This is a genomic window from Enterovibrio norvegicus FF-33 (assembly GCF_000286835.2).
In the GTDB taxonomy this organism is placed as follows: Bacteria; Pseudomonadota; Gammaproteobacteria; order Enterobacterales; family Vibrionaceae; genus Enterovibrio; species Enterovibrio norvegicus_A.
The window spans coordinates 205,599-231,782 of the sequence record NZ_AJYD02000038.1; the positions used below are offsets into that span (position 1 = coordinate 205,599).

A 26,184-nucleotide genomic window follows, 5' to 3' on the forward strand; every position below is an offset into this window, starting at 1 on the left:
TTTTACCCCATTGGGGGAAAACTGCGCCAGCACTGGGCTCAAGAGCCCATCAACCCGCCAGAGCCCATTTCTCTGAGCTCTTCGAGTATCTGACCTATCGGCGTATCATCTGCGTTGCCATCGCTAAATAACTTCTGCGTTTCCGCAATGATCTTCTCGCGCCTAACGACATCGATACCCAATGTGCTCATGGTTCGGGTCAGCGATTCAATGCGGCCAGTGAGTATGTCGAGTTGGCCATTCAATCGTGTAAACGCTTCATAGAGTGCAACGCGTTCTTTCAGTGTCTCTGCCTTTGAAAGGTCTTCATGGATCTTGCCTAAGTACTCAATACCGCTTTGTAATCTCGCCCGAGTCAGTAGCAATTCATCTTCCAACGTGGCCGTAAACGCGGCATCAAACATGACCTGTTTATCGGCGGGAAAGTAGCGCGCGTAAAAGCTCCCTTTTCGAAAAGATTCACCTCGAACGTCATGCCCACTCTCAGCCTCTTCACGTTGGCGCTCATCGATAATGATGACTTGGGTTTTCTGCTGCTCTTTCTTCGCAGCCTTTCTTTGCGCACTGCGCACTTTCGCGGTTTCTTTTTGCGCAGTTGTGAACTGCGCAATAGTGCGCACTTTAATGTGTCTGCGCGCACTGGCGTAATTCAGCCCTTTTGCTTCACACCATTCCTTTGCGCCGGTCCCGTATTTCTCATGGTCGTGTTGAAACTGCGCTTGTAATTTCTTCCAATCGCGAGACATTACTGACTGACTTGTTCTCGGCTCAGCTCACCTTCGACAATCCAATCCCCCATCATGGGACGATGGCTGGCTTTTGTGGTTATGCGCGAACCGTCTCTAAGGACGACGCGCGCGCTGGTACCATTCCAACGAATGACACTGACAATGCGGCCTGATTTGGTTTGTAAATCACTCATGCATTTCCTCCGTCACCAACCGTGGTCAGTCCTGGTCTTGCTTGTCCTGCATGATTTTTGTCTGGGCATGTTTGTACCACCAGTTAACTGCAAAGGTGGCGACACCAATAAGAAAGCCGCCCAAGGCGACCCATTCGTTAAAGGTTAGTCCTGCCATGGTGGTCACCGCTGACGCGCCATAGGAAATGCCAGAAGCAGATTCATTCATTGTTAATCTCTACTCATCGCCTCAGTGACTTTAGGCACAATCTTTTCAGCGCTTCGCCCGATGACATAACCACCCAATCCAATCTGCAGGAGAGTCCAGGCTTCGGTGGCCAATCGAAACTCAGTCAGCCCAAAGGTATCGGCAACGACAAGGACCAAGAACGTCAGCATAGTGATAGGACGCCAATTACGTTGTAACCAACTCGCGCCTTGCGCCTCAGCAGTAATGACCTTGGTTTTCGATTCAATCAGACGGGCTTCATAATCCATGACCTTCGCGGCCATGGCGCTTTGCATATCAAACAGGCGAGCTTTGACCTGCAGGCGTTCTTCATCACTGGTATGAAGATCATCAATCAACGCAGTAACCGGCTCAACGATGCCGGACAGAACGTTCCAAATACTCATTACGCGGCCTCTTGTTGCTCAACGGGGTAACGCTTACGGCAAAGGTGGAAATGAGGACCATCAATGAGCGGTGTTTTACCTTGCTGCTTCTTGCGCGCAACATAGCGAGCGATGGCGGCTTCCAAGTCTTCTTCATCATTGATGACACTCCAACAGGCGCCCCATACCACAGACACATCCAACTCAATCGCCGCTTGTCTCATGGCGTATGCAATCTTCACATACAGGCCAAAATCCCATCGCACTTCACCACACACCCATGCGCCGAGGTCGACAGCATGGCCCGTCAAGTGACGGCTTTTCTTCGTACGAGACCCGCCTTGCTGCATGAGCACCAGATGACGCTCAAGCGTTCTTAATCCTTCGAGAACAGCAAAATCAACAGGGGTAATCTGTATGGCTCGCTTAACCACACGCACCATATCAATATGAACTGGCGCTAATCGTTTGGATGAACGTGTGCCGAGTCGAAAAGACATAGCCCTCACTCCTCAAAATTTAGGTACAAAAAAACCCGCGCAGTGGCGGGTTAGATTGGGCACAAAAAAACCTCGGCCCGTTTAAAGGTCGAGGTTATGCATTATTAGAAGAAAATAACGCGGTTTTTGGTGAGGCTCAAGCGGTTTAGGTTGTTCGATTTACCAAAAACAAAATTCAAAGAAATACTCTGGTCGAATGTAACTGACAATTTCTCTGACAACGTAAGCCTACTTAGCGCAAATCAGGTAATGAGATAATCAGAACACTAGCCGCAAGAAGGTTGCTCATAACGGAGCTGACTAACGTTCTCCGATTCCGGGTCATACACCACTAGGACAGTGTCGCCACTGACGTTGAATCTTTCCCAAGCACCAACCAACCCTAGTACTGGTACCTTTTTTGCTGGCATAGCTGCTGTTGGTTGACCCAGTAAATCTGTCACTTCATTCGATTTCATGTTTACCGTTATTCCCAGCGGTAATGCGCCAACCTGATTTGGTTTAACTTCAATACCAATGAGCGTGTTTGTTTGTCGATCAAAGACAAACGAAACATTGTTGGATTTAGACGTCACGAAAAACGTATCGAAAGCAGGATCAACATCACGTGGCACGTTTCCACCACTTAAGGAGGCAAAGTGAGCCTGCTTCATGAGTTGGTTGTACGTTTGACCTATCATCTTTCCATATTCCGTACTCATCAATACCATCCATTTTCTTTGTTAATTTCATGCAGTTTTTTTCGCGCTGAATCCAACTGATCTTGTTCGTAACCATTTTCTTTCAAGCACTGCTCTATAGCATCAAAGTTACTATCAACAGCATCCTTAATGCTATTAGAATCTTCTATCTGTTTTTCAGGTTGGTTACGTCCACCGTAAGTTTCACTGCATTTTTGATGTACTTTGGCTGGTATAGCAATTCCTGCTGCAGAATTTTTTAACATGTTAATTTGTTCTTCAGTCAGGAATGTAACTCCAAGCTCTTTCATCAGCGCTCGCTTTAATGCTGCTAGAGAAGGAATATGATCGATGTCCATCCCATCTTTCTTACTTCGAGGAGCTAAATCGCCATAGGTACCAACTTCAAGTGGTTTAACTTTGGGCTTCCTTGGCCGACTAAACACCAAATAAAGTGGGTCAATACCACTATCTGCCGGAAACGTCACTATCAGTTCAATGTGTTCCGCTTCAGGGTTTGGATAGACTAGCTTGTCTAGTTCCTGTCCATCATAATCTATCGGGCGAACGAGAATATTGCTGATTTCAAGGCCACTGGTGTCAGGAAACGATGTACCTGCAGTGAGCAGGTTGTCGCTGTCGTCGGGGTACCAGGTCAGCGTTATTTGCTCATCGACTTTCGCCTCAAATCTCTCCCCAACGGCATTGGCTGAAATACGTCGTACACTATCACCATACGGGCTGCCTTCGCCTGTGTGTATGCCTACAACTTGTGGATTGCCGTTTTCATCTTGATATAGCCGGAAGCGAACGCGTGTTATAGCTTCGGGCAATTGTGCTAATTCGTCTTCCGAATATAGGGTGCCATCACCCAATTGCGATGGCCAAAATGCCAATAGCAAGAAGTTAGCACGAGATACTGTGCTCTTGGCCATTTCTCCCGCAAGCGCCCAGTTAAGAGGCATTCTAGAGGTCGTGCCTGTTATCTTCCCTAGTGGTAAAAGACCGCTAGCTGTCATCGCCCTTGCAGGGGCCATTGCTGCCATCACACCAAAATTTGGAGCCTTTAGTTCCTCTTCGCAGGCTTGTGTATCGCCGTACGGTCGGGTGCAAGATTTGGCAAATACTTTGTCAGCTTGAGGCGCCCTAGAAAAATTCTCTGATATCGCTGGCGGTGGTGTGGGTGTCAGCGGCGGTTCAGCAATCACTGGCTCTGGAACATAACTTGGTTCTGAAAAGGAAGAGGCCGGACCATTATTGGCTGATCGCGATGCACCCATGCGCGGCTGGGCGGTCAAAAAACGCTGTTTGGCATCATTGAATGCTTGGTCAGTCATGGTAATTTGGTTGCTGGCATTGGCGACCAACTTGCCATCGGCGTACTTAAACAACGGGGCTGTGGGGTTATCAGACACCACTACCATCTCGCCCCGAGCGAGGGACGATTGAATCGACACCCCACTTGAACCTGAAGGCAGCATCGTCAGCAAGTCGGCATCACTGTAACGTGAAATATTCCCTTCAATTCGAATGGCATCATTTTTTGATAAACCATCCAGCCTTACAATCCTTGCCATTCCCTTCCCAAAAATTCTCTATATTTAACAAGCACCTTGCAAGAATTACTCCACAAAGCCAGTCATAAGAATCAATGGCTTATTGCAACCATTCAATCAGTGAGCAATTCTTTGCCCAAATCCAGGCAAAAAGTTGCTCACAAGCAAAATATTGCTAGGAAAAGGTAAAGCCGTTTTTAGTGGGATTCTGACTACTGTCTTTCTCTGGCCACAAAATGAACTCAATCAAACGGCCTAATAGATTAGGTGGAATTGATCTTGCCCTTCTCAACTCCGATCCTCTACACTAAACACTGTTTAAATATACAGTACAATTTATGCCAGCCATACGTTACAGACACAACTACAAATCTGGGATCATCTCCGCTTCAGCGACATCGCTTGAAGACGTGTCCCGTCGCGAGAATCTCCCTGCTCTGCTCAAAGACGGCAGCCTGGTCTATTTTCCTTTTGGCGGCTTTATTGAGCGGAAGTCGCTCTCGAACGTACAGTTCGTCAAGATGGTAAACATTATTGGGTTTTCCCCCAGTGAGGGAGAATCCGGTCCCTGGCAGGATATTCCAAGTAACAGTGAAGTACTCGGCGTATTTAGGACAGGAAAGTACTATGTGGCACTTGATAATCAACAAGTTGTGTTAGTCTAAGTCGTCTAATAAATAGAGGTCTCACGTGGGATTGAAACTAGATAAAAGCAAACGCATTGCTCGACTCAAAACAATCGCGTCAAAGTTAACGAACGGTGACATCGTGGCAGCGGCTGAACATTTCCACGAATTGCACGGAGACATTGAGAGTTATATCGACTCAACCACATATGATGTGCTTATTAATGGGCGCCCATATCCTCCCAAGGCCATATTTGGTCTAGCGCTAACTCGCCTTCTGCAGCAACAAATTCGCTCTTTTCATTTCTCCGGCGGGAAAAAAAGCCCATGCTTTGAGATCCTCACTAAACTCGGCTTTGAGATAGTCCCTAAATCGCTCAAGCTCAACTTGTACCAGGCATATAGTCGCGAAGACATTAGTCATCTGTTCGACCCAGACTACAAGTTTTCTTCAGGTTCAGGGCGTTGGGGCGGCACAGGAATTGTTTCTGGTTACCCCACTCCAAACGATCATGTTTTTATCGTCACCATGGAGAGAAACGAAAGCAACGATTACGATGATTATCTGACGGAAGATGGTGTTCTGTTCTGGAATACTCAGAACGAAGTTACCGCCAATAGCAAGCAAGTGAAAGACTTGCTTTCACATGACCCTGATACCGGCACTATCTATCTTTTCATGAGGGTCAACAGCAATGATGACTACACCTTCTTCGGTCCACTAACTTTCAATGAGTGGAATCCAAACTCATCGAAACCTGTGCATTTCTTTTGGAACCTTTTGTCTTGGCCTTTAGCCGACAATATTAAAGAGCTCTTTGCCGCACACATTAAAGACGCTCGAATGCCTGGTTATAAAGCGCCGATTCCATTATCCGATGCCTCTTTGGTTGAAACTCCGCCCCCAAAACCTTCCAACTCTAAAAAGCAGGGTAGCAGAAAACCATCTGGCACCATTGATTGGGCAGCGAGGGAGCAATCTAACCGCCAGCTTGGAGATGCTGGTGAAAAAGCAGTCATTGCATTTGAGCAAAAACAACTTACAGAACTTGGTCGTCCCGACTTAGCTTCCAGAGTTGAGCACGTTGCAACAATCAACAGTTCAGCAGGATATGACATCAAGTCATTTAATGACGATGAGTCTCACAAGTTCATCGAAGTAAAAACCACCACTGGCGGTATTAACACTGCGTTTTACATTTCAGCGAATGAGGTCAAAGTATCCACCGAGAAAGGCCAGGATTACTGGATATACCGTCTTTATAACTTCAAAAAAGAAAATGGTATCGGCAGGCTTTATCGTGTTCCAGGGCCTGTTGAAGAACGTTTTTTGTTAACTTCAAACACATATATAGCATCACCAAAGTAGTGCCAAAATTAAACCATAATTCTCACTGACGTCATTTCCAGCATAAAGGTGCATCTCTCAAATGATCAATCGAATAGTAAATTTACTAAAGAATTTTTTTAAAAGTTCTATCAAACCCAAAGTTGAAAAGCCCCTCCTCCAACCTAAGTGCGTCGATCGTACGGCACCTAAGGCAAAAGATTCTGAAGATGCGTCATTATGCGAAAATTTTCTAAAGTTACTAAAAAATTACAACAAAGACGAGCTGCCAAAAGGAATGATTCTCTATCATGGCACAATAGAGCTTGGGACTCAGACCTGTGTTAAAAGTAGTCTACTAGCCGGTACCAGAAAATGGTTCAGTGAGGATAAAATCTATGCCGCAAACTACGCTTTTGCCAATGCCGGTGATAATTTAGGTCGTAGATACCTTTGGAAATGTAGGCTTAAAAGCAATCTCGCTGGTATCGAAGGTTCTCAACTAAAGCTATCACAAAAGTCTCCTTGGAAAGGCGAGTTTCCTTGGAAGTTTCCGAACCACTATCATTTATACGCGAGAAAAATTTTAGGAGAGAAAGCATCTTATGGTTTCTTCAATGAATACGTCAACGGGATTTACCAGGAAGTTTTAGTCACTGAGCACAATAACGTAATTGAGGTAATCGAGGTGATCGAGTTACCTGACACAAAAGAGAAAGCAATAGCCTTTGTTTCTGCTAAGACGGATATCTAGACGATCTTTTAAACACCTTTAAGCACAGATTATTTCATCCTATATCTAACGCCACTTTATATATCAGCCCATAAAATTAATTCATATCAACAATTATAATCATGAGCGACACCTTTTAAGATGCACGTCTAGATAAATAATAAAACAACTTTCTCTCTCAAATTTTTCTGTTAAGTTGATTCATTAAATCTCATAGAAATAGGGGAATATCGTGGCTTATATAGAGTGTAAAAGTTGTGGTCATAAAGAAGAGGCCAATAAGGACTTCTTTTTAAAGGTGCTTGGAGGAGGCTTTGTCGGCGGCGGCTTTTGGGCTTGGGTAACATATTTTTTTGCAGGGACCGGGTTTGCATTTGCAATTTGTGTTGCAATCGTAACTGGTGGTGTCGCCCTTCTTGCATTTTCGGATGACATAAATAAATGGTTATCTGAAAGTTATGATTGCCCAAGTTGTAGTAAACGATTATGGCGATTAGTAAAGGAGTAATACTTAATGAGCCGTTAACTGCGGCTCATCACCACGCCAATGCACTGACCTCCACTACATAATTTTAAAGAGAGAATGCGCCACTAAAACACACCAGGTATATCTTGAAACCAAGCTGCGACAAAGTCATCAATTACACCAAGCATTGACCTGCCTCGACAATCTTTTGCTCGTCACTTAACGTTCGACTCCCATTTGCCTACCCTACTCGACTAATGGCATTTCTAAGCCAAAATCACTGAGCCAGGAGGCACGTGTAATGAAGCGTTTCAAAGGACTGAGCCTCATCGAAACGATTGTCACGCTCTCGGTACTTGCTGTTGTCACAGCCGTATCCGTACCCGTTTATACAAAACAACTGGCCAATGCACGCGCTGAAAAGCTAGAACAGGATATCTTTCAACTGGTGGACGTTGCAGCTTCGTATTCACTTCGCCGCTGGAAGCCAACCTATATTCATCTGGTCAACATCCCTTCGGATAAACCCACGACTGACAGCTCTTGGTGTCTGGTTGTTTCTTCCTACGCCTCAATCACCAAATGCTCTGATGAAGACGACACGCCAGCTGAAAAAGCTAATGAGAAACGTGTCGCGACGGTGTTTGGAAGCAAACACACCCAGATCAGCCTGAAAAGACTAACCAGCCAAACGAAGTTTAAATTTGATAACAACAGCTACTCACTGTTCTTAGGTGATGAACGAAAATTTGATATCAGCTTTCTTGAGGCTCAGGCGGGAAGTAACACGTTTACCGCGAAGGCCATTAACTTCAAAGATTTTGAGCTTGAAAAGGTAACCGTCGTTACTGATGACACTTAACGCATTTTCGAATAGGTCGGTGCTAGTTCACGGCGCTCTTAAGCATTTCCATTCATCAAAACTCAAATTTGCGTTTTGATACTCGCCTAATTCACTCCCACAGAGTAACACCTCAGTTACGCGCATTTTCCAACCTTCTCGAAATGCCCAGCGTTCAACTGGCAATGGGGCACAGGATTTTGAATGATGTGAACAGAGAGCCATCTCCTTTCTCCTGCCAACTCAACGCGAAGAGAGTTTGGCTCTCACTCTCTCATCCTTGCTTTGCAGCACCATCAAAACAAACTAGCCGTATTTGTGAACTAGTTCGTTCGTTTTTCTCAAACACAATTGTTGTTACCACCTGAAATACCATAAGCTAGCTTGTCGCGGTTATTAGTCAGCATCTCTTGCAGCCATCATTAGGTATAAATATGAAATCACTACTTCTGTATATTGATATTGGCGATTGGAATGGTGGAAATAATGGACAGTACCCCAAAATTATCGAATGGGATCTTGAAGATAATGAGCGTCCAGTCAATGTATCTGAAGGTTGGGGGCATGGCCTTGGTGGTGGTCGATTTTCTCTTAAAGCTTTTATCTCTAGTGAATGGTTCGACTGGCTTCAAGATCCCCAATCGAAGTGGGTTAAGGACACACTCACTAGCCACAACGCAATGAACAATGATATACAAAGTATTAAGCGAATCCTTTCGAACCAATCTGTCGAACACAGTTTTGACCTACCAGACAATCTCTGTAGAAGTCTTCAAATCTCGGGAATTCAATTTAACACGCGAGATATTTGAGCCCTTTTCTCGATCAGTAATTGGCTGCCCCCGCGCAGCCAACGCTCTCAGTCCGCAGTCATCTAATTCCTTTGACCAACACCTCATCAATTAACGCGAACACAGAAGCGGACTCTGACGGTGACAACGGATTGAGCGGATCACCACTCCCTCCATCGTGAAGGTGTCATGTTTGGTGATAGCGACAGAGGAATACTTGTCATTGGCCGAAAGAAGCAGACGACGCGGAACATCAAGCAGCTTACAGACAACTCTTAGGAAAAAGTTACATGGTTAAATACTTTTCTAGTCATCCGAGCCTCGAAAACCGAGCTCTCCAGATATGGCAAATTTTGATAGGATTCGCCTACGAACGCAGAATCACAACTTACGGCGAGGTCGCAGATATTCTCGGCTATAAGGGAGCGGGGACAATGGATAGACAATTAGGTCATATTCTTCACTTTTGTGCTCAGAACAAACTACCTCCTTTAAGCGTTTTAGTTGTCAATGCCGAATCAGGCTTACCTGGTGATGGTTTTGAAACTATAGGGGACTTACACAAAGCTAGAGAAAAGGTATTCAATTTCGACTGGTTTGACGTAATACCTCCAACACCAGCTCAGTTTGCAAGAGCATGGGATATTGCGGAAGAAAACAACTTTAACTTAGAGTCATAGCACACATTCCCCCTCCCCCGACCAACAACTCATAGTATCCTGGCTGCCATGTGCAGCTAACACTCTCACCCTACAACCATCTAATTTATTTGAACAAAATCTGAAAACTGTCATATCCATGCGACCGATATCAAGTCCTTCATACTTCACTGCATGATACATTTTAGTCAGACAATTTAGACTATGATAACTTCAAACATGTCTGTGAACACTAAACCTGATTATGTTGTATATGGCGATGAAAGTGGTACTACAGGAAGTGACCGCTGCTACTCTATAGGGCTTCTCTGTGTACCTTCTAATAATGTTGAACTCTTCAATTCACACGTTGCAAAGCTCAAGCAGAAGCATGGCATAGTAGGAGAGTTAAAATGGTCAAAAATTAAAAATAGTCATGGACAGGCGAACATGTGTGTTGAACTACTGCATGTTGTCTTAAATAGCTCTTGTTGTTTTCACTCGATAGTGGTCGAAAAATCGATATACAACAACTGGCGGAACAATAGAGAAGACGCTTTTTACAAGACATACACAATGCTGTTGAAAGGCACTGCACAACAGCTGAAATCTCACTTAACAGTGCTCATTGACCAGAAGTGCGATAAGTACAAAAAGAATGATGAAGTTGTTGGGATCATAGCAAATAACTTGCTCGCTCAAATGGGTCGAGAGCGATCCATTGAAGAGGTTTCAATGAACGATTCCAAAGAGCATCTTGGCTTACAAGTTGTAGATATTTTAACTGGCTCAGTAAACGCTGGGTACCTCAAGTTCCTAACGCCTGGTCTCACGTTGTCTAAAGCCAAGGAGTTAGCACTTCCGAAGATGGCACACCTGTTGGGATGGGACGAAATCAAATATGACACTTACCCTAATGAGAGCTTTAACATTTGGCATTTCCCCCGAGAGAATCGTGCCCGACCAGCCACAAAACCAGTAAAATCAACAGATACTAGACAACTCTAGTCCTCCATTTAACTAACAATATTACTAAACTAATATTGATTACAGCCTTAGCCCCCCCTTAAAGACTCAAACATAGATTAGAAGGCACTTTAATGAATTTTATTGAATTCAAAAAATGGCAACTTGCAGACCAACCAAGTCTCAGACACCAATTTGAAAAGTGGTTAGAACTGCAGAGCGATGAACCCGAAGTTTGGAACAGTTGTACTCTTCAAGCCACGGGGATCGAATTATTGCTTCGAAACCAAACTAATGACATACGCCAATCCTGCCTAACCATCGCTACCGTGCGCCTTAACGAAGAACTACAAAATAAAGGCATTTTCAAGTCGCTATTGAATTATCTTGTCCAAAACTCACCATGGGAGACTATCGCGATTGAAGATATAAATAATCCGATCCTTCTTAACTTTTGTAAAAAACATGGATTTGAAAAGATAAGTTCGATGTACCCAACGTCCTTGCGCATTAGTAAGAGCAATCTCAAAAGCTTTCCAGTTGCAGAGTTTAGCTTTTGAATTTTTCGGCACATAGACTTAATCGTTCATATATGACGCTATTTTATAAGAAAATCTACACTTAAAATGATTGGAACATACCAGTGATTACATTGCGAAATCTCTCCTGGAAAGCGTTGTATTGCCATTAATTCCTCGATTCCAACCACCCAACCCTCTCACCCTGCAACCATCTAATTCAACTGAACAGCACCTCATCGACTAACGCGAACATAAAAGCGGACTCTGACGGTGACAACGTATTGAGCGGATCACCACTCCCTCTATAGTAAAGGTGTCATGTTTGGTGATAGGTACTGAGGAATACTTGTCATTGGCTGAGAGCAGAAGACGACGCGGAACATCAAGGAGCTTACAGATAAACTCCCCGTTTAAGTTCGCCACAATCACATCGCCATCTCTGGCGGTAACGTGACGATCCACAACCAAGATATCGCCGTCGAAAATCCCCACTCCTTGCATAGACTCACCCGACGCTTTACCAATGAAGGTCGCGCTTGGGTGCTCGACGAGCAACTCATCCAGGCTTAGAGGAAGTTGGCGATAATCACTGGCTGGAGACTCAAAACCGGTGATACCCGCACTGGCGAAGATAGGGATAATGTTCATATTTTTCACTGTTTAAATATACAGTATTCATTCTAGCGATTTTCGTCTCACTAGCAAGAGCTAGGCTTTCTGACAGCGGGAAATTTGAACTAGATATTTATCCTGATCACGGCTGTTACTTGCCCCTTTGCTGCACACCCGTTACTCGCGTAAGCTGTCCGACATGAACAATATTGCGCGCTTGGGCACCAAATGAATGACAAACCAATAGACATAAAGTGCCCTGATTGTGGTGAGCTAGCTAAATTCGAAGAACCGTTTGAGTTCTTATCGAACCGGAAGATTCACCCTGATGAGACAAGACCGATTCATAGATGGGGCAGTTGGCGAGTTCTCGAAAGGTTTCCTTCTAAAATAAGCTGGAAGCCACCATCAGGCTCCAGCCAGTTTCTAAGAAGTGGTGGTGACTCAGGTTATGCCGGTTACCCACTGCTTACGAATGGTTTAGTTCTATGTTCTCATTGCCACTCAAATAGACAGCACAAATTGAACTGGCCAATTGATGCATATTGGCAATGGCAAATCAGAGGTAAGTTGCTGTGGGCATGGGACAAGGAACACGCAGAGGCGATTCTGAATTACATCAAGCAAACATCTCGACCAACGCGTCGCTCTTATTACCTTAGATACATCCCCTCGCACTTTCTTTCAGCTAAAGTGAGAGAATTGGTCGTTCAAAGAATTGAGCGAAGTTTTAATTGTTAATGGAAAAGACCAGCCAAACCCTCTCACCCCGCAACCATCTGATTAATTTGAATAAAACTCCCCCACTCGCACCCTCACACGATCCAAATCAAGTTTAGCCTTGCACACTTTATGATAAATTCTCGTCGTAATAAATAGACAACAATGACCTATCTAGTGCCGAGAGTGTCTGTTTTTTTAGCGAAGTAGATCTCATCCACATTTCAACACAGGAAAGACATCAAATGAGTACTGAAAGTACCAAGCAATTTATGACTGCTCCAATCGCATCAATCATTATCACCATAACAATTTGTGTTACCGCATTGTTTGCGATGGGATCTTTTGAGCAGCCCAAACAAGATTACGCAACCGTTAACTTTGATGGTGGTTACAAGAAAATTGGTGTCATTAGTGAGCAACGAAGCTTTTCTGAAGCTGAAGTTATATTTAATGACAAAGTTCTTTGGTCGGGCACTTTAAGTTACGTAGCAGATGAAATTAAGAAAAGTATGGCATCCGAAAAGAACCCTGAAAATGTCACTTGGAAAGCTGGTGTAGCTCTAAACGGCACAGCCGGAATTTCATGGGTTGGCAGTGAAAGTTCTTTCAAACTTACCACAGAGACAATCAACCTATTATCAACAGAAGAATCGCCACTGTTAGCGCAACAAGTAATTGAGCAACTATTGGCACTAGACAGAAAGGTTAAAGATGAAAATGAGGCAAGTGCCAACCAAGCTTTGACGCTTTCAGAGCCCCCTAGCGCCTCATTTACTTTTACCAAACTAATTACAGCATTGAGAGATATGTAGTCGAAGGTTTTGACCACTAGAATAAGTGTCGCGCAGCCGACACTTTATTCGCTCCAATCTCTTGAGATAAACATAAAGTCATCGTTTCTAATGCTTTCTGCAAAGCTCCTGCCGTAATCTTCACCCCAAATAGCTCTCACTCTGCAACCACCCCATTTCTTTGAACAAAATCTCATCAATCACACCTCAACTGCGAACTAAATCATGCCTCCCCATATGCACTTTATGGTACATTCTCGCCCAAAAGTTTTAGGCAGTGATGGCTTGTTGCGTGCCGATAATTTGTGAGCGGTAGCGTGCCCCCTAAACTTGGAGTCTAATAAGTTTTTAGCCGATTAAACCAACATCAATTCCTAAGTAGTATTTATGAGCTTTCAGATAAAAAGAGTCGAGATAAAAAACTTCCGGTCAATTCGTACTTTGAGTATATCACCTAATCAGCTAGCAGTATTGGTTGGTAGAAATGATTCCGGGAAATCAAATGTTCTTAGGGCATTGAATCTATTCTTTAATGGTAAAACAGACCAAAATAAAGAGTTAGATTTCAAGATTGATCATAACATTTTCAACCTTCCAAACAGAAGAGCAAAAGAAATAATTGTTAAGATCGAATTGTCAGTCCCAGAAAATTATCGTCGTGTAAATGGTGACATTGTCGTCTGGGAAAAACGTTGGCGAGACAATGGCCTTGTATATAATGAGTATATAGGTCACCGTGAAGTTGTGGGTCCAAGAAGTGGTGTTTACATAGAAGAATTGAAAATACCTGAAAGATCAAACCTTCATGCCCTTTTGAGGAACATTAAATTTATATATGTCCCCGCCATAAAAGACCTAAAGTATTTCTCATTACTTCGGGCCAGCATTTATGATGTGATAGCTGAAGTAGCAAACCGAGAGTTTCGTGATTCTAGCAGAGACTTCGAACAATCAATATCACATCAACTGCAAGATCTAACACAAAACATCAGACATTCATTGGGTCTGAATTCAAGGTTGGCTTTACCGAGAAATCTAAGTCATATTTTTGAAAGTCTTGACTTCTTAAGTGATGAGCAAGATATTTCACTCGATGTACGAGGTGATGGCGTAAAAGCCAGACATATACCTCTAATTCTAAAATTTATGGCTGATAAAACTCGAAGCCTTCAGGGACGAGGTGCACAGCCCTATAATTTCATTTGGGCTTATGAAGAACCTGAAAACAGTCTTGAATTATCTAGCTCCATTGAGTTGGCAGATCAGTTTTGGGAATTCGTAAACTCAAGTATATCCCAAATATTTCTATCTACTCACTCTCCTGTTTTTTATAACCTCCACTGTAAGGAGAAAGATGAGAACCAGATATCTTGCCATCACATGTATACATCGGATCAAAATCAAGGAACCAAAGAAACCAATGAGCTAAGTGATTTAGATGAGCGAATGGGTACAACGGCCCTATTTGCACCAATGGTTGAAGAGCTTGAGGAAAGGGTAAGGCAGCGTGAAGCCGCAAGAATTGAGGCAAAGGCCTTAGCTGAGGCTAACCGTAGAAAGCTATTTGTAGAGGGACCTTCTGATAAATTAATCATAGAGAAAGCGATAAGTGTTTTTATCCCGAACAGATCGCAGGATATTGATATTGAAACAAAGGAAAGTGCTGGTATCAACTATGTTATCGATATGCTTCAGTCATGGAGAAGCCAAGCAAAGCACCATCCTAATTTACCACGGGCGGCAGGACTTCTTGATCTAGATGCGGATGCTATTAAAGCTTCAAATGCCTGGAATGAAGTACCTGATAATATCCGCTCGGCAAAATGTTTTAAGCTTCCGAAGCCTCAACACGTAATACCTATTATCCAAGCGGGTTTCAACATTCCTGTTGTGCTCGAAACTTTATATGACCGAAACGCATGGATGTGGGCTGATGAAAATAATCATCTTAAGGAAAGAAATATTCTTTCTATTATTCCAACCAATCTAAACAGTAGAATTATTGCCGAAGAAACTACTCTAAGTGAGCACCTCGACGAGGAATGGGAGATATATGTGAGAAAAGAGTTCACACAAGCAGGTAAAGGTCCTATGTCACGACATTTCTGTAACAAAGATGATCAAGAGTTTAGAGATAGATTTGCCTGCCTTGAACAACTGATACTTCAGATAGAGGCTTATCTCTTCCCAGAGTGAAGTTGCAGAATTCTACTAACATATATGATCCCCATATAGCTTACGAGACTCTCCATTGGCTACGCCCGCGTGGCCATATAGAGCCTTCCAATCACAACAGATTTCCTTGCTGGTTACCAATACCAACAGTGAATCCATTTGAGTATAAAAGAGTCATACAATGAAGCATGAAATAGTCCAACTAGCACAAAGAATTCGCTCGATCTACGAGAAAGCTTCACATGAAGATTTTTCATTGTTTATGGGGTCCTTCGAGTTTCCTAAAAATAGTTGTGAAGGAGCATCAAGAGTCTTTGCTCATATTGTGAAAAGCAAGCATCCTGAATGCGATGTGAAAGTTATAGAAGGCTACGATTACCCCAACGATGAGCGCCACTATTGGGTGGTAGTCAATGAGTTAATTTATGACTTAACAAGTGACCAATTCGATGAATTTTCTGTTCCTCTTTTTGGAGTTAACTACACGCCACTATCTGAGAAATTTAGTGATTTAGAGTTCATTATTAATGAGGACATTTTTCATAACTGGTCTCCGGGGGGCAGGTACGACAAGAACCAAACTCTAGACTACGTAGAGCACCATTTAGCCCTACTATAGCACCGATGAGCATTTCACTGGTTAATAGGCATTTGCACCCTCTGGTTGCCACACGCAGCTAACCCTCTCACCATGCAACCATCTATTTTAATTGAACAAAATCTCACCACTCAACCTCAACCACGATCAAAATAATGCCTCTCCTTATGCACTTCATGGTACATTCCCGCCAGATAATTTAGACAGTGATGGCGTGTTGCGTGCTGATGAGCAAAGGGCGGTAGCTATAGATCCCTCTGCATCAGAAAGAGGTTACGTAAAATAATCCAGAGCCCCTACTTTGTACTAAGCGAGTAAGATTCCCGCTATCAAGTTGTAAGCCTTCAAGAGGTAATTTTGAATTGGGTAAGATAACAAAAATATTCAAACTCGAAGATTGTTCTAGTGATAAACAAAAGTTTGTGTGTAACGAATGTGCTAGAGAAACGTCTCATTCTATAGTTTCATCATTTCATGAAAGCGGTTTTGACGACGCAGGTGATGGCTACCGAATGGATTGGGATAGACGGCATCAGATCATTCAATGTAGTGGTTGTGATGCAGTGTCTTTTCGCATTGAATCCACTCATTCTGAGGACGATCATTATAGCTATGAGCATGACGCCTTAGTAGGCAATATCACAGAAAGCTACTTCCCAAACCGAACACATCAGCTTCGCGCGATTAATACCTACTTGTTACCTTTAAACGTTCAAGCTATCTATCGAGAAACCACGAGTGCCATTAGCAATGGTTTATTTATCTTAGCTGGTATTGGTGTCCGAGCTTTGATTGAAACAGTCTGTAAAGAGCAAAACGCTCAAGGCAAAGATCTATTCGCTAAAATTAATTCTTTGTGTCAAATGTCAGTAATAACAAAAGAAGGCTCGGATACATTGCACCGCTTACGCAGCCTAGGAAATGAAGCTGCACATGAGGTAAAGCCTCAAAGTGAAGATCAACTATATATGGCTATGCAAATCATAGATCATATGCTCGAGGGTACATATATTATCCCCCAACGAATCAATCAAGTATTTGGTAAAGTGGACAAAAAATGTGTTTAAGAGTACTCGTAGTATTCTTACCCACTTAAAGCGCAAGGGCTGCCCCCCGCAGCCAATCCTCTCAAACTTCAACCATCTGATTTGATCGAACAAAATCTCCCCAGTCGCACCTCAAACACGATCTAACTCATGCCTCATCTTACGCACTTCGTGGTACATTTCAGTCAGATAATTTAGACAGTGATGGCGTGATGCGTGCCTATAGGCAAAGAAACGCCCCCAATGAAACTGCAGTAACAAGAACCTGAGAATATTTATATAAGGACTGTACATTGCGTAAAACCAACAAAGGTAAAAACCGCAAAAAAGATAAACCTCGAAAAGTCAGTAAGAAAGGCCGCTCAAAGGTAAAATCAGCTTCGCGCAGCGAAAAGGATTGGGACTCACTAGAACAGTTTCTAGAAAGTAGAAAAAGTGATGAGTGGTTCATTAACAGTAAAAAGGCTCTCGATTGGTTTCTAGATCATATGGGACAGGATGTTTGGCACGAAAGAAAGCTAAACGTGGTGGCCTACTTCAAAAAACAGCAAGAACAGCTAATCCCGGACAGTTCAAACTTTGGCATCAATATTGAAGATGAAGATGCTAGAGTTGCCTTCCACAGCGACTGGATTGCTTGGTATCTGTATCTAGTAGAATCACTGTATGATCGACCAAGCGTTGACGAACTTCCCCAATCGTCGAGAATTTACCCATTCTTCGCTGCGATTGGTCGCCATATCGATTTGGCAAAAAGCATTAAAGGCATCGATTCTAAGCTCGACGAACTTCTTAAGGGTAAAGCAAACCAGCCTGATTCAATTTTATTCGAAATTTTGGTTGCCATTATGTATAGGAGAAATGGTTGGACAGTCGAATTCATACCTGAGGTTTCTAGGTCAAAAACGCCGGACTTATTTGTTACCAGAGGTAGTGAACATTTCTATGTAGAATGCAAAAGACAAGCAAAAGTAACTGAATATTCAGAACTAGAAAGAAAAGAATGGAGAAAGCGATGGGCTAAACTCGTTCCAGTACTTACCACTTATGGTACGCCCACGCACGTCGATGTGGTATTCAAGACCGAAGTATCAAATACAGATGAAAATCTAGTATCACACGTACTAGTAGAACTAATCCGAAGAAACGGTATAGAAGACTCCATATCATTGGAGAATGAGCAAATAATCATTACTGCAAACCACATTGATATGAATGCGGTTAATAAGCATTTTGACCGGTTTCAAGTGCGCTGGAATTCCCCCCAAATGATAGCTCTCTTTGCTGGAGGCTACGATAGCAGCGGTTCATATACCCAAATCCACTCCCCAAAAGCGATTAACGCATGGGGCCCTGACGATCAAGAGCACATACTCAACCTCTTCTGCGAAGGAGTTTTCACTGCTTATTGCGCAAAGTGGGAATGTATAGCCGAGGAGTCAATAGATAAAAAGGCAAAAGATGTTAGAAAGTTGCTCAGCAAAGCGATCAATCAAGCACCTTTAGACGCTCCAACTATAGTGCATATAGCCTACGAAACACTGCATGGCCCAATAGTCGAATATTCAAGAGCTGACAAAATTCGAAATTCAATTCAGAGCTTTGATTGTAAAGATAAAGATATAAGAGCGATCTATTGTCATGCAATTCAACCCGCGGCGCTGGTAGACAGCTTTGAGATTGCCGAAACAACCATGCGGTTTAGTAAAAATGGAGCAATTTTAGAGGATATACTTAAACATGACTTATTGCTTGATGAGCCGGGGGTGAAAATGAGAGACGACACACACTGGAACGAAGACTTCACAGCCAAACAAACACTCTCATAACTTATTTAAACTCCTTGGAGGTCCCTTCAAGGAGTATTCTAGTCGTAAATCAATACTATCTACATTAAGAGTTGAGTTAAGGTTACTACAATTATCAATTTTTTTGTTAGGCTATCACTGATGGGCCACATCCGTACGTTCCTTGCATTTACAGCCACCAACCCTCTCACCCTGCCGCCATTCTTGATGGCAATTAATATTAATAAGCGTCTTACAGACATAATTGTTGTAATTCATTCGCTTAGAAACTAGGATGTGAACTTAGATAGTTTAGGGCAGTACACACTGTGGAGCAGAATCCTAGCGACCTCAATGAAAATAAGGAGGTTACTATGGATAAACAATTGCACAAAGCTGGTACGCTAAAAAGTACCACCCTGGTCATCCTTGGATGGCTTGCGTTCTACGGCTCTTATCTCTTCCCTGAAATACTCAGCGCATCCATATTGCTACAGTCCGTCGCCAGGGTTCTGCCCTAAGCTATCTATCATCCTCAGGGCTTCTCACCCTGCAACCATCTAATTCTATTGACTAAGATCTAACCGTTCGACCTCACATGCGATCTAAATCATGCCTCCCCTAATGCACTTTGTGGTACATTCTAGCTAGAAAATTTAGACACTGGTGGGTTGCCTGCCGATAAGCAAAAGGCGGTAGCGTGGAATATATAAACGACGATTCAGTAGACATCCACTACCCTTCATTCAAAGGCTGCATTGTAAGACACGATTCACCTACAAGTAATCAATAAAAATCTTACTTATCATTACAATAAGAACATAACATCTGGTGTAATCAACACAAAAGCAGCATTAAAAGACTAATAAAAAAATATATCAGAATATTTATAAACTCAACCAACCCCATTTTTTAAAATCACAGTATCACTTCGGTTTAGCATTACTGTGTCGAGATTGAAAATGCCTAAGAAAAGCAAGAAGAAAGATATACTAAGTAGAGAGATTACTGTCAACCACAAGAGCAAGACTCTTCACTATCGATATGCTGAGCTTGTTAACTATGACGGTCACTTGTCGTTTTCTGAGCTTCTCCATAAAGCTCTTGTATCCTTATGCTTGGTAAAAAGTCGCTATCAAATCGTAAATGAAGATTCTCACGATCCAGATGAGGATGATTACAAGAAATCCAAACTATTCATAAACAACAAAGAAAGCCAATGGGGTATCGTATTCGGTGATTTAATGCGTTATGCCGAAGGAGCAAACAAATCAACTGTTACAATTGATGATGACCGAGAGTTTTTAGAAGTTGAATCATTAGCCCCACCAGAGACAGATGAAGGTAAAAGGCGCGAGTTTTTGGACTCAATTCTGTACTTCGGTGCCTTCAACAATCACTTAGCCATCATACAATCAGCATCACTCCGGACTTCTGAGCTTGAAAAACACATTAATTGGCTACTTCGCTCATCTGGTGTGATTGAAGATAAAGCTTTTGTTTTACTGACAATGAAAGTACCAGAGTTGGCACAAAAGAAATTAGAAAACTCAAATACCAAGATTCTTAAGATTGGTGCACCTCTCGTTGATACTATTGGAGAGGAAGCAGTAGAAGACGTCAGACAAAAAATTGGATCCGATATTGAACACTTTGACGCAAAAAGCGTGTCCGTAAAACCAAAAGGTAAAGGGCTCAACTGGCTTCTGAGTGTATTTGGTGATATGGAAAAGCTAAAAGAATTTGGTATATCTGAAGAGCTTCTATCTGCTGACGCGGTTGATGGATCAAGCATAAATGTTTCACTTGAAATTTCGTATAAAAGAAAAAGCACTCAGCGCTCGCAAGAGATAATAAATAACGTATCAAAAGCGATGCGGCACCAACATCCAAATGACATTACTATTGAGCTTGATAAAGTGGGTAAACTTGTTGGCAGAGAGCTAAGCTTACAAAAGAAACTTACACTCAGATATGTTAACGGAGTGCTTGACCCACAAGATTTATATCCAAAAGTAAGGGAGTGGTTAGTTGAACAAATCTCAGTCGAAGAACTAGATGCGGCCTCATGAAAATTCGTATTTTTATTGCCCTATCTATCGGAATTTTGACTATGATAGCATCGCTTTTGATGCTATCAACTGAGGCCGTTCAGATACTTAAGCCAAAGTTCTATCTAATTAACGCAATTTTCCTGCCTGTTATCGCTATCTCACTAAATATAAAAGGAAAATCAGACAATCTAAATGCCTGTCAGGGCTTAATGTCAAAAGACATGCAAAAAATAACCTCATACACGAGTGAATTCGGTTCACGAATATGGTCAATTTGGTTTTTGCTGTTCTCGACCTTTTCCATGTCGATCCTTTTTTCCAATATTCCACTTTCTAAAGAAAGCTCTCAAATTTTCACGAGCTTTCTTTTTGCGGCTTATGCTATTTGCACCCTCGTATCAACCTCCCTATTTTCTATCGATCAGTCGATTCAAGTTTTAAGCACGCACCTCAAGACGAAAGCGATGCGTTATGAGGAAAAGAAAAATGCTCTTAAATTATTAGATGATGATAGTGAATTGAGTTCAAAATTTAAGGAATACGCATCTAAACACCTAGGGGAGAAAAATTAGCTTTGTGAGCACTCCAAACATAACATTACCCCAAATATCATACTCACCTCATCCCCCTCCCTACATAACCCCATCAACACCCTTTCAAACAACCCCTCTAGCTCCCTACTCCACACGCTATCGCTCACCTGCGAAATCCCCGCCTGCCTCAAATGCTTCCTCACCCCATCTGCCTTTAGCGTCACCCCTCCACTTCCCCCGCAACCTGAACAGGTATCAACAACCCTCGTCACGCCCGTTCCCCCGCACTTCGGACACTGACAGCTCTTTTTTGCCTGAGCTTTTGCGTACTCCTCTAACCGCTGTCGCTCATCAACGATCCATTGCTTGCGCTTCGCAATCGCCGCAACCAGCTGCGCGGTCTTAAACGCAGAATCGCCGTCTAGCTGCTTTTCCATCACATTGATTTGCACCTGCCAGGTTCGCATTAATCGCTTACTGCGCCTTGCCTGCTCGCTGTGGTTCTTCCAAAGTGACGTGAGCTTTCGTTGCTGTGGCTCTAGCGGCTTTTCCGCGAACACCATCAGCGCCAAGGTGATCATGTGTTTGCACAGGTCCTTCCGTTTGGCGTCTTCCGGAATGAGTTCTTCCATCTTCTTTTGAAGACGCTCAAACGCATACATGTCGTTTAACCATCGCCACATCATTGCATCACTCCCAACAGGGTGTTCGTGTTGAAGCTTACCGAGCACACCTAAGATGACATCACCGGTTAACGTCGCTCGGCCTCGTTGCATCGACGGTGTTTTCTCGCTGTGCATTCTGATCATCAGTTCAATCGCTCGACTCATTGGGCGCTCCCCTTAACCTGGATAAGACCTAAACGAATTCGTCTAGCCAATGTCAAATGCAGGGCTCTGAGCATGTACTCTTCTCGCTCCCCAGGCTCAAAGGCATACTTCACACGTCCGTCGATCACGTCATGGCAATTGACGCAGGCATCCGCCCCCCAGAAGTCATCTGATTTATACGCCATCCCATGCGTGGCACTTGGGAAATGCGCAAACACGACGGTGTCAGGGTTAAAGCAGCAAACACCTAAGATTTCTAACGTGCATTCTTGCCCCCTAGCGGCTTGAGTGAGTTTTTTACTACGAATGGCGGGTGTTTTGACGTTCATCATGCAAACCCCAGTAGTTGATTCACGGCCTTTTCGGCATCGTCTTCACTTTCAAAGTACTTGTGCAGAATGTGGTTCCAGATAACGGTGAATGACGCGCGGTACAGCTCAGCGAATTCATTGTCATCCATCTTGGCAAATGAGATGGATTTAGCCTCTTTCTTCACCGCCCCATTCGGGAACACGACGATCTTAAAAAAGCCTGCTTCCATCGCGACCCATTTTCGGTAGGCTTCAAAGCTTTTCTCCACCTCCAACGACGCACGCTTTTGCGCCATCACATCCAAAAATCCATTGGCGAGATCTTGCAAGGTTTGTTGTTCTCCGCCCCACTTCGCCAGCTCGCCAGCGAAACGACTAAGCAGGTTTCGCTCCTGCGGTGATACCGTGCCTCCCTTTGGGTTCCAGTAGTCAAAGCCCAAGTTCAACAACGCAAAGTACTTACGATGGAACTTGGGGTTTCTCGTCACCTTGAAATGGGCTTCCAACACCGTGCCAATGCGCTTTTTGTCGAGCAACGCCTTGTCCGCTTCGGTTAGCGGAACCAGTACGCCACCCTGTGTTTTAACGAGTGCCAGTTGCATCACTCATCGTCCCAATGATCTCTGTCATCGCCTTTTCGCATGTCGGAGCCTAACCACAACAGGTAAACCCCAAGGACAATGAGTAGCCACACTGCAATGCCAATGTCATCACCGTTCATGACGCCTCCTCGCTACGTGCCGGAAAAGTTGTGGCGATCGTGCACGAGCCAATGCTTGCAGACCGCTTTCGTCGGTAGCAGCATGTGTTGCCCGAAATAGAACCCCATACGCTGAGCCAATTCACACAGTGCTTTCGCACACGCTTTATTCGCCACGCCGTCTTTTTTCCACTTACGAATATCAATCGCGGTTTGACCCGTCGCCTTGACGATCATCCGCACGATGTCGTCCATTTTGAGGTTCGTTTGTTCTTTCATATGTCGCAGATAGCTCTCATAGCCGTTGGTCGATAGTTCGTCGAACATGGCATTGATTTCAGCTTGCGAAGGGGTGTAATCACGCATGGTCATTTCCTCTTAGTGGTTCGCCAACGACGGGCGAGAAACGATGAGTGCTTTGGTGTCATCTATCGATAGAATGCTGACAATCGGGGGTAAAGAACCGCCTTTGTAAACCTCACGGCATTGCGCAATATTGCCGATGGTCATTGGCGGCGAGACGTCTAATCCCTGGGAGGCGTTGTGTTGGTTTGCCATGCCACTGAGACTTTTTGGATAGGATTCAGGCGGGTTAAACAGTGCAGTACGGTATTTGTTTTCGAACTCTGCCGCTCGAAATGGGAGGTCTTTTTCCGAGGACTGACAGAGCTTGGCCCATCCGCCCATTTGGTCGATACATGCATGGATAAGTGCATCGTCAAACACGACGTCGTTCCAAGCACCGACACTCGAAATGGCCTTCGACACTTTCGACCAAGCCACAATCGCACGGTCTTTGGATGTCCCCCCCATCAGCCGAATGACATCGGCAGGTTTCGGGGGATACTGACCTGCATCGGGGTTTTGTGTGTGCAGCTCAAGAGCCTGGTCGACGGCCCCGAAATCCATGTGTTTTAGTGCTCGCCACCACTCATCGAGGACGGCTTTCGATAACGATTTACTGTATAACCCCATGACGGCTTCTAGCCTTGCTGCAAAGTCTTTCTGATCGCGTATGTTCATGAGATCTACCCCGCCGCGTCGTAGGTATTGCAAACTTGGCTTTCGAGCCATTCCTGAACTGCGGAGGCATTCTGCGCTTCGATGCGTGCTTGTTGACTCATCGACGTGGGTCTGCCTAATCGCTCACTAGAACGTGATAACCAGCCCGTGATAAATCGTTTGATACCTCGCGGTGTTTTACGCCTCGTCGGGTTAGAAATAAGCCAATCTGCTGCTTTGGCTATTTCAGATTTCACATCAACGGTTGAGTAGGTTTTGGAGAGTGTTTCAATGTCAGACTGGGTCACAGGGCTCGAGCCCCCGCCTTTGAGTGGCAATTGAAAAATCGCGGGCTCGATATCTACGCTCAACGGCGTTTCGACGTTGTGCGCTGTATTGTTACCTCTCAGTTCTTGTTTATATTCAGTACTTATTAGTGTCGGCTCAGCCTGATTAGGCTTAGTCTGATCAGGGTCTGCCGTATTTGGGGCGACAAGATCCGGCTCAGCCAAATCTGGGTTTGCCGCATTTGCTCGAACCTTTTCCGGTTTAGCCTGATTTGGGTTATCCGAAATAGGCGCATCAAACACGGTGTAAGTAATGTGCCCATCCGCGTATTTTCTCGTCAGGACAAATCCCGCAGATTTGAGTTCTTTGAGAATGTTATAGACACCCTCTTTACCCGTTTTCTTTGCTGTTCCGCCTGTGACTTTGACTAACTGCTCTACGCTCACGGTCCAATTGTCAGGTTTGGATAGTAGATACGACAACATACCCATCGCTTGAAAAGACAATTGCCCATCGGCATATACTTGATTGCTAATTACTGTGAAGTTTTGGGCACGTTTCGCCCTTACGATACTCATCAATGAAGTCCATCATGTTCAGGTCTGTATGTATCCTCAGGCCCCAAAATTTCAGGGTCTCCCATCACCTGTAGATTGAACGAACAACGCACTTGATCAGGCCGAAGACCGCGACGCTGCGCGATCTTCTTAATGACCAAATCACAAAACTCGTTGCTCCACTTTAATTCTTCTGCGGAGCACTCGCCCCGCTCCAACTTAGCCCATAGAAGATTCACGGATGCCTCCTATTTATTCTCCAACATGAGCGAAACTGAAGGCTTCACGAGACAATACTCACCTTCAATGGGTTCTTCCGGTCGTGGAGCGCGTGCATGGATTTCAGAAAAGAAGTCGAGCGAAGGAAGGGATTGTTCGGACCAGGCAGCCATAACCTCGCTACACAATTGTTCATCCGTAGAGAGAAGATCAATGATGGCGTCTATCAGCAGGACGTTGGATAGCACAGCTTTTGGTTGCCCCAGTTTTTGGGAAACAAGCGCCAATAGGTCCGACTCGTGCTCAGTGAATCGGACCTTAACCTGAGAATCACGAACCTGATCAATCGATAAACCAGGCTTACCGATCAAACGGTTTTGCTCCAAGCGGTCAAGCCGCTTCTGAATATACGGATTTGTCATTAGCTATTTCCTCAGAAGTGACCGTTTGGTCATCGGTTGGCTTCACTAAATTAAGTCCCAGGGCCTTCTCATCTTTTCCAAAAGCGCTAGGGTCATAGGTATAGGGGATTTGACTAGAGATATGACACAGCAAATGAACATATTCAGGTATGCCTCTGCTACGCCATTTAAGGACAGCTGTTCTACTAACACTGAACGTCGTAGCGACTTTCTGAACGCCGCCCAGCGATTTAACAATCAGGTCTACGGTAAGCATAATTTGATACCTCCCGTCACAAATGATTACACTTAGAACATTATTCTGCAAGTATCAAATTGTTCTTAAAGTGTCGAGAAAGGAGTTATCATGGATATATAGCTAACAAAAAGAGTCAC

At 43.9% G+C, this 26,184-nt stretch carries 32 protein-coding genes and 1 pseudogene; 17 read left to right on the forward strand and 16 right to left on the reverse strand.

What is annotated here, in order from left to right; genetic code table 11:
- Positions 1-38 precede the first annotated feature (38 nt).
- The 7 genes from A1OO_RS09335 to A1OO_RS09360 form a co-directional block, all read right to left on the reverse strand.
- Positions 39-746: a hypothetical protein gene (locus A1OO_RS09335; RefSeq protein WP_017002830.1), complete on the reverse strand. Its 708-nt coding sequence runs from the start codon at positions 744-746 to the stop codon at positions 39-41.
- Entirely contained in the window at positions 746-922 is a 177-nt protein-coding gene (locus A1OO_RS23560; RefSeq protein ID WP_017002831.1) for a hypothetical protein, read from the reverse strand. The genes A1OO_RS09335 and A1OO_RS23560 overlap by 1 nt, the downstream gene beginning before the upstream one ends.
- 25 nt (positions 923-947) lie before the next feature.
- On the reverse strand, positions 948-1,130 hold the full coding sequence (locus A1OO_RS09340; RefSeq protein WP_017002832.1) for a phage holin: 183 nt from the start codon (positions 1,128-1,130) through the stop codon (positions 948-950).
- 2 nt (positions 1,131-1,132) lie between these two features.
- Positions 1,133-1,537, reverse strand: a complete 405-nt coding sequence (locus A1OO_RS09345) for a 3TM-type holin (RefSeq protein ID WP_017002833.1) — start codon at positions 1,535-1,537, stop codon at positions 1,133-1,135.
- Positions 1,537-2,016, reverse strand: coding sequence for a M15 family metallopeptidase (locus tag A1OO_RS09350; protein ID WP_017002834.1), 480 nt, complete (start codon positions 2,014-2,016; stop codon positions 1,537-1,539). The genes A1OO_RS09345 and A1OO_RS09350 overlap by 1 nt, the downstream gene beginning before the upstream one ends.
- A gap of 266 nt (positions 2,017-2,282) precedes the next feature.
- Complete coding sequence (locus tag A1OO_RS09355; RefSeq protein ID WP_017002835.1) at positions 2,283-2,717, reverse strand: hypothetical protein; 435 nt, start codon at positions 2,715-2,717, stop codon at positions 2,283-2,285.
- Positions 2,717-4,273 (reverse strand): S-type pyocin domain-containing protein, encoded by a 1,557-nt coding sequence (locus A1OO_RS09360; protein ID WP_017002836.1) that lies wholly within the window; start codon positions 4,271-4,273, stop codon positions 2,717-2,719. Before A1OO_RS09360 ends, A1OO_RS09355 begins: the two co-directional genes overlap by 1 nt.
- A 317-nt stretch (positions 4,274-4,590) precedes the next feature.
- Here A1OO_RS09360 and A1OO_RS09365 point away from each other — a divergent pair, with 317 nt between their 5' ends.
- The 6 genes from A1OO_RS09365 to A1OO_RS09390 all read left to right on the forward strand — a co-directional run bounded on the left by A1OO_RS09365 (position 4,591) and on the right by A1OO_RS09390 (position 9,057).
- Positions 4,591-4,917: a hypothetical protein gene (locus tag A1OO_RS09365; RefSeq protein ID WP_017002837.1), complete on the forward strand. Its 327-nt coding sequence runs from the start codon at positions 4,591-4,593 to the stop codon at positions 4,915-4,917.
- A gap of 25 nt (positions 4,918-4,942) precedes the next feature.
- Positions 4,943-6,247: a DUF3427 domain-containing protein gene (locus A1OO_RS09370; RefSeq protein ID WP_017002838.1), complete on the forward strand. Its 1,305-nt coding sequence runs from the start codon at positions 4,943-4,945 to the stop codon at positions 6,245-6,247.
- Positions 6,248-6,308: 61 nt separating this feature from the next.
- Positions 6,309-6,959 carry a hypothetical protein gene (locus A1OO_RS09375; RefSeq protein WP_017002839.1) on the forward strand — a complete coding sequence of 217 codons (651 nt, stop codon included), beginning with the start codon at positions 6,309-6,311 and terminating at the stop codon, positions 6,957-6,959.
- A 211-nt stretch (positions 6,960-7,170) separates the two neighbouring features.
- Complete coding sequence (locus tag A1OO_RS09380) at positions 7,171-7,446, forward strand: hypothetical protein (protein WP_017002840.1); 276 nt, start codon at positions 7,171-7,173, stop codon at positions 7,444-7,446.
- A 259-nt stretch (positions 7,447-7,705) separates the two neighbouring features.
- Entirely contained in the window at positions 7,706-8,266 is a 561-nt protein-coding gene (locus tag A1OO_RS23565) for a pilus assembly FimT family protein (protein WP_017002841.1), read from the forward strand.
- Positions 8,267-8,679: 413 nt separating this feature from the next.
- Entirely contained in the window at positions 8,680-9,057 is a 378-nt protein-coding gene (locus A1OO_RS09390) for a hypothetical protein (RefSeq protein WP_017002842.1), read from the forward strand.
- Positions 9,058-9,147: 90 nt separating this feature from the next.
- On the opposite strand, the pseudogene A1OO_RS23770 reads toward A1OO_RS09390, so the two are convergent.
- A pseudogene (locus A1OO_RS23770) lies at positions 9,148-9,306 on the reverse strand (S24 family peptidase); the annotation flags it as partial.
- Between the two features lie 164 nt (positions 9,307-9,470).
- On the opposite strand from A1OO_RS23770, the gene A1OO_RS23260 reads away from it, so the two are divergent.
- The 3 genes from A1OO_RS23260 (at position 9,471) to A1OO_RS09405 (ending at position 11,200) form a co-directional block, all read left to right on the forward strand.
- A complete protein-coding gene (locus A1OO_RS23260) occupies positions 9,471-9,716 on the forward strand; it encodes a hypothetical protein (protein ID WP_139128063.1) in 246 nt (81 codons plus the stop codon).
- Positions 9,717-9,914: 198 nt separating this feature from the next.
- Positions 9,915-10,682, forward strand: coding sequence for a DUF3800 domain-containing protein (locus A1OO_RS09400; protein WP_017002844.1), 768 nt, complete (start codon positions 9,915-9,917; stop codon positions 10,680-10,682).
- 92 nt (positions 10,683-10,774) lie between these two features.
- A complete protein-coding gene (locus A1OO_RS09405) occupies positions 10,775-11,200 on the forward strand; it encodes an N-acetyltransferase (RefSeq protein WP_017002845.1) in 426 nt (141 codons plus the stop codon).
- 201 nt (positions 11,201-11,401) lie between these two features.
- Here A1OO_RS09405 and umuD read toward each other — a convergent pair whose 3' ends face one another.
- The gene (gene umuD, locus A1OO_RS09410) at positions 11,402-11,809 is read right to left on the reverse strand and encodes a translesion error-prone DNA polymerase V autoproteolytic subunit (RefSeq protein ID WP_017002846.1); all 408 of its coding nucleotides are present in this window, start codon (positions 11,807-11,809) and stop codon (positions 11,402-11,404) included.
- 929 nt (positions 11,810-12,738) lie between these two features.
- Between umuD and A1OO_RS09415 the strand changes: the two genes are divergently transcribed.
- The 8 genes from A1OO_RS09415 to A1OO_RS09445 all read left to right on the forward strand — a co-directional run bounded on the left by A1OO_RS09415 (position 12,739) and on the right by A1OO_RS09445 (position 21,519).
- Positions 12,739-13,308 carry a hypothetical protein gene (locus A1OO_RS09415; protein ID WP_017002847.1) on the forward strand — a complete coding sequence of 190 codons (570 nt, stop codon included), beginning with the start codon at positions 12,739-12,741 and terminating at the stop codon, positions 13,306-13,308.
- Positions 13,309-13,674: 366 nt separating this feature from the next.
- On the forward strand, positions 13,675-15,483 hold the full coding sequence (locus A1OO_RS09420) for an ATP-dependent nuclease (protein WP_017002848.1): 1,809 nt from the start codon (positions 13,675-13,677) through the stop codon (positions 15,481-15,483).
- Positions 15,484-15,643: 160 nt separating this feature from the next.
- A complete protein-coding gene (locus A1OO_RS09425) occupies positions 15,644-16,081 on the forward strand; it encodes a hypothetical protein (protein WP_017002849.1) in 438 nt (145 codons plus the stop codon).
- A 341-nt stretch (positions 16,082-16,422) separates the two neighbouring features.
- On the forward strand, positions 16,423-17,127 hold the full coding sequence (locus A1OO_RS09430; protein WP_026023791.1) for a DUF4145 domain-containing protein: 705 nt from the start codon (positions 16,423-16,425) through the stop codon (positions 17,125-17,127).
- A gap of 272 nt (positions 17,128-17,399) precedes the next feature.
- Positions 17,400-18,935, forward strand: coding sequence for a hypothetical protein (locus A1OO_RS09435; protein ID WP_017002851.1), 1,536 nt, complete (start codon positions 17,400-17,402; stop codon positions 18,933-18,935).
- A 332-nt stretch (positions 18,936-19,267) separates the two neighbouring features.
- Positions 19,268-19,414 (forward strand): hypothetical protein, encoded by a 147-nt coding sequence (locus A1OO_RS23425; protein WP_017002852.1) that lies wholly within the window; start codon positions 19,268-19,270, stop codon positions 19,412-19,414.
- A 441-nt stretch (positions 19,415-19,855) separates the two neighbouring features.
- Entirely contained in the window at positions 19,856-20,965 is a 1,110-nt protein-coding gene (locus A1OO_RS09440) for a hypothetical protein (RefSeq protein WP_017002853.1), read from the forward strand.
- Positions 20,962-21,519, forward strand: a complete 558-nt coding sequence (locus A1OO_RS09445; RefSeq protein WP_017002854.1) for a hypothetical protein — start codon at positions 20,962-20,964, stop codon at positions 21,517-21,519. Before A1OO_RS09440 ends, A1OO_RS09445 begins: the two co-directional genes overlap by 4 nt.
- On the opposite strand, the gene A1OO_RS09450 is transcribed toward A1OO_RS09445, so the two are convergent.
- The 7 genes from A1OO_RS09450 to A1OO_RS09485 form a co-directional block, all read right to left on the reverse strand.
- Positions 21,516-22,310: a TIGR02642 family protein gene (locus A1OO_RS09450; RefSeq protein WP_017002855.1), complete on the reverse strand. Its 795-nt coding sequence runs from the start codon at positions 22,308-22,310 to the stop codon at positions 21,516-21,518. The two genes, A1OO_RS09445 and A1OO_RS09450, sit on opposite strands and share 4 nt — an antisense overlap.
- Positions 22,307-22,642 (reverse strand): nuclease domain-containing protein, encoded by a 336-nt coding sequence (locus A1OO_RS09455; protein ID WP_017002856.1) that lies wholly within the window; start codon positions 22,640-22,642, stop codon positions 22,307-22,309. Before A1OO_RS09455 ends, A1OO_RS09450 begins: the two co-directional genes overlap by 4 nt.
- Positions 22,639-23,223: a DUF1367 family protein gene (locus A1OO_RS09460; protein ID WP_017002857.1), complete on the reverse strand. Its 585-nt coding sequence runs from the start codon at positions 23,221-23,223 to the stop codon at positions 22,639-22,641. Before A1OO_RS09460 ends, A1OO_RS09455 begins: the two co-directional genes overlap by 4 nt.
- Before the next feature lie 131 nt (positions 23,224-23,354).
- On the reverse strand, positions 23,355-23,687 hold the full coding sequence (locus A1OO_RS09465; protein ID WP_017002859.1) for a hypothetical protein: 333 nt from the start codon (positions 23,685-23,687) through the stop codon (positions 23,355-23,357).
- Between the two features lie 12 nt (positions 23,688-23,699).
- A complete protein-coding gene (locus tag A1OO_RS09470) occupies positions 23,700-24,344 on the reverse strand; it encodes a DUF6475 domain-containing protein (protein WP_017002860.1) in 645 nt (214 codons plus the stop codon).
- A 5-nt stretch (positions 24,345-24,349) separates the two neighbouring features.
- Positions 24,350-25,189 carry a hypothetical protein gene (locus A1OO_RS09475; protein ID WP_017002861.1) on the reverse strand — a complete coding sequence of 280 codons (840 nt, stop codon included), beginning with the start codon at positions 25,187-25,189 and terminating at the stop codon, positions 24,350-24,352.
- 227 nt (positions 25,190-25,416) lie between these two features.
- A complete protein-coding gene (locus A1OO_RS09485; RefSeq protein WP_017002863.1) occupies positions 25,417-25,809 on the reverse strand; it encodes a hypothetical protein in 393 nt (130 codons plus the stop codon).
- Between the last annotated feature and the right edge of the window lie 375 nt (positions 25,810-26,184).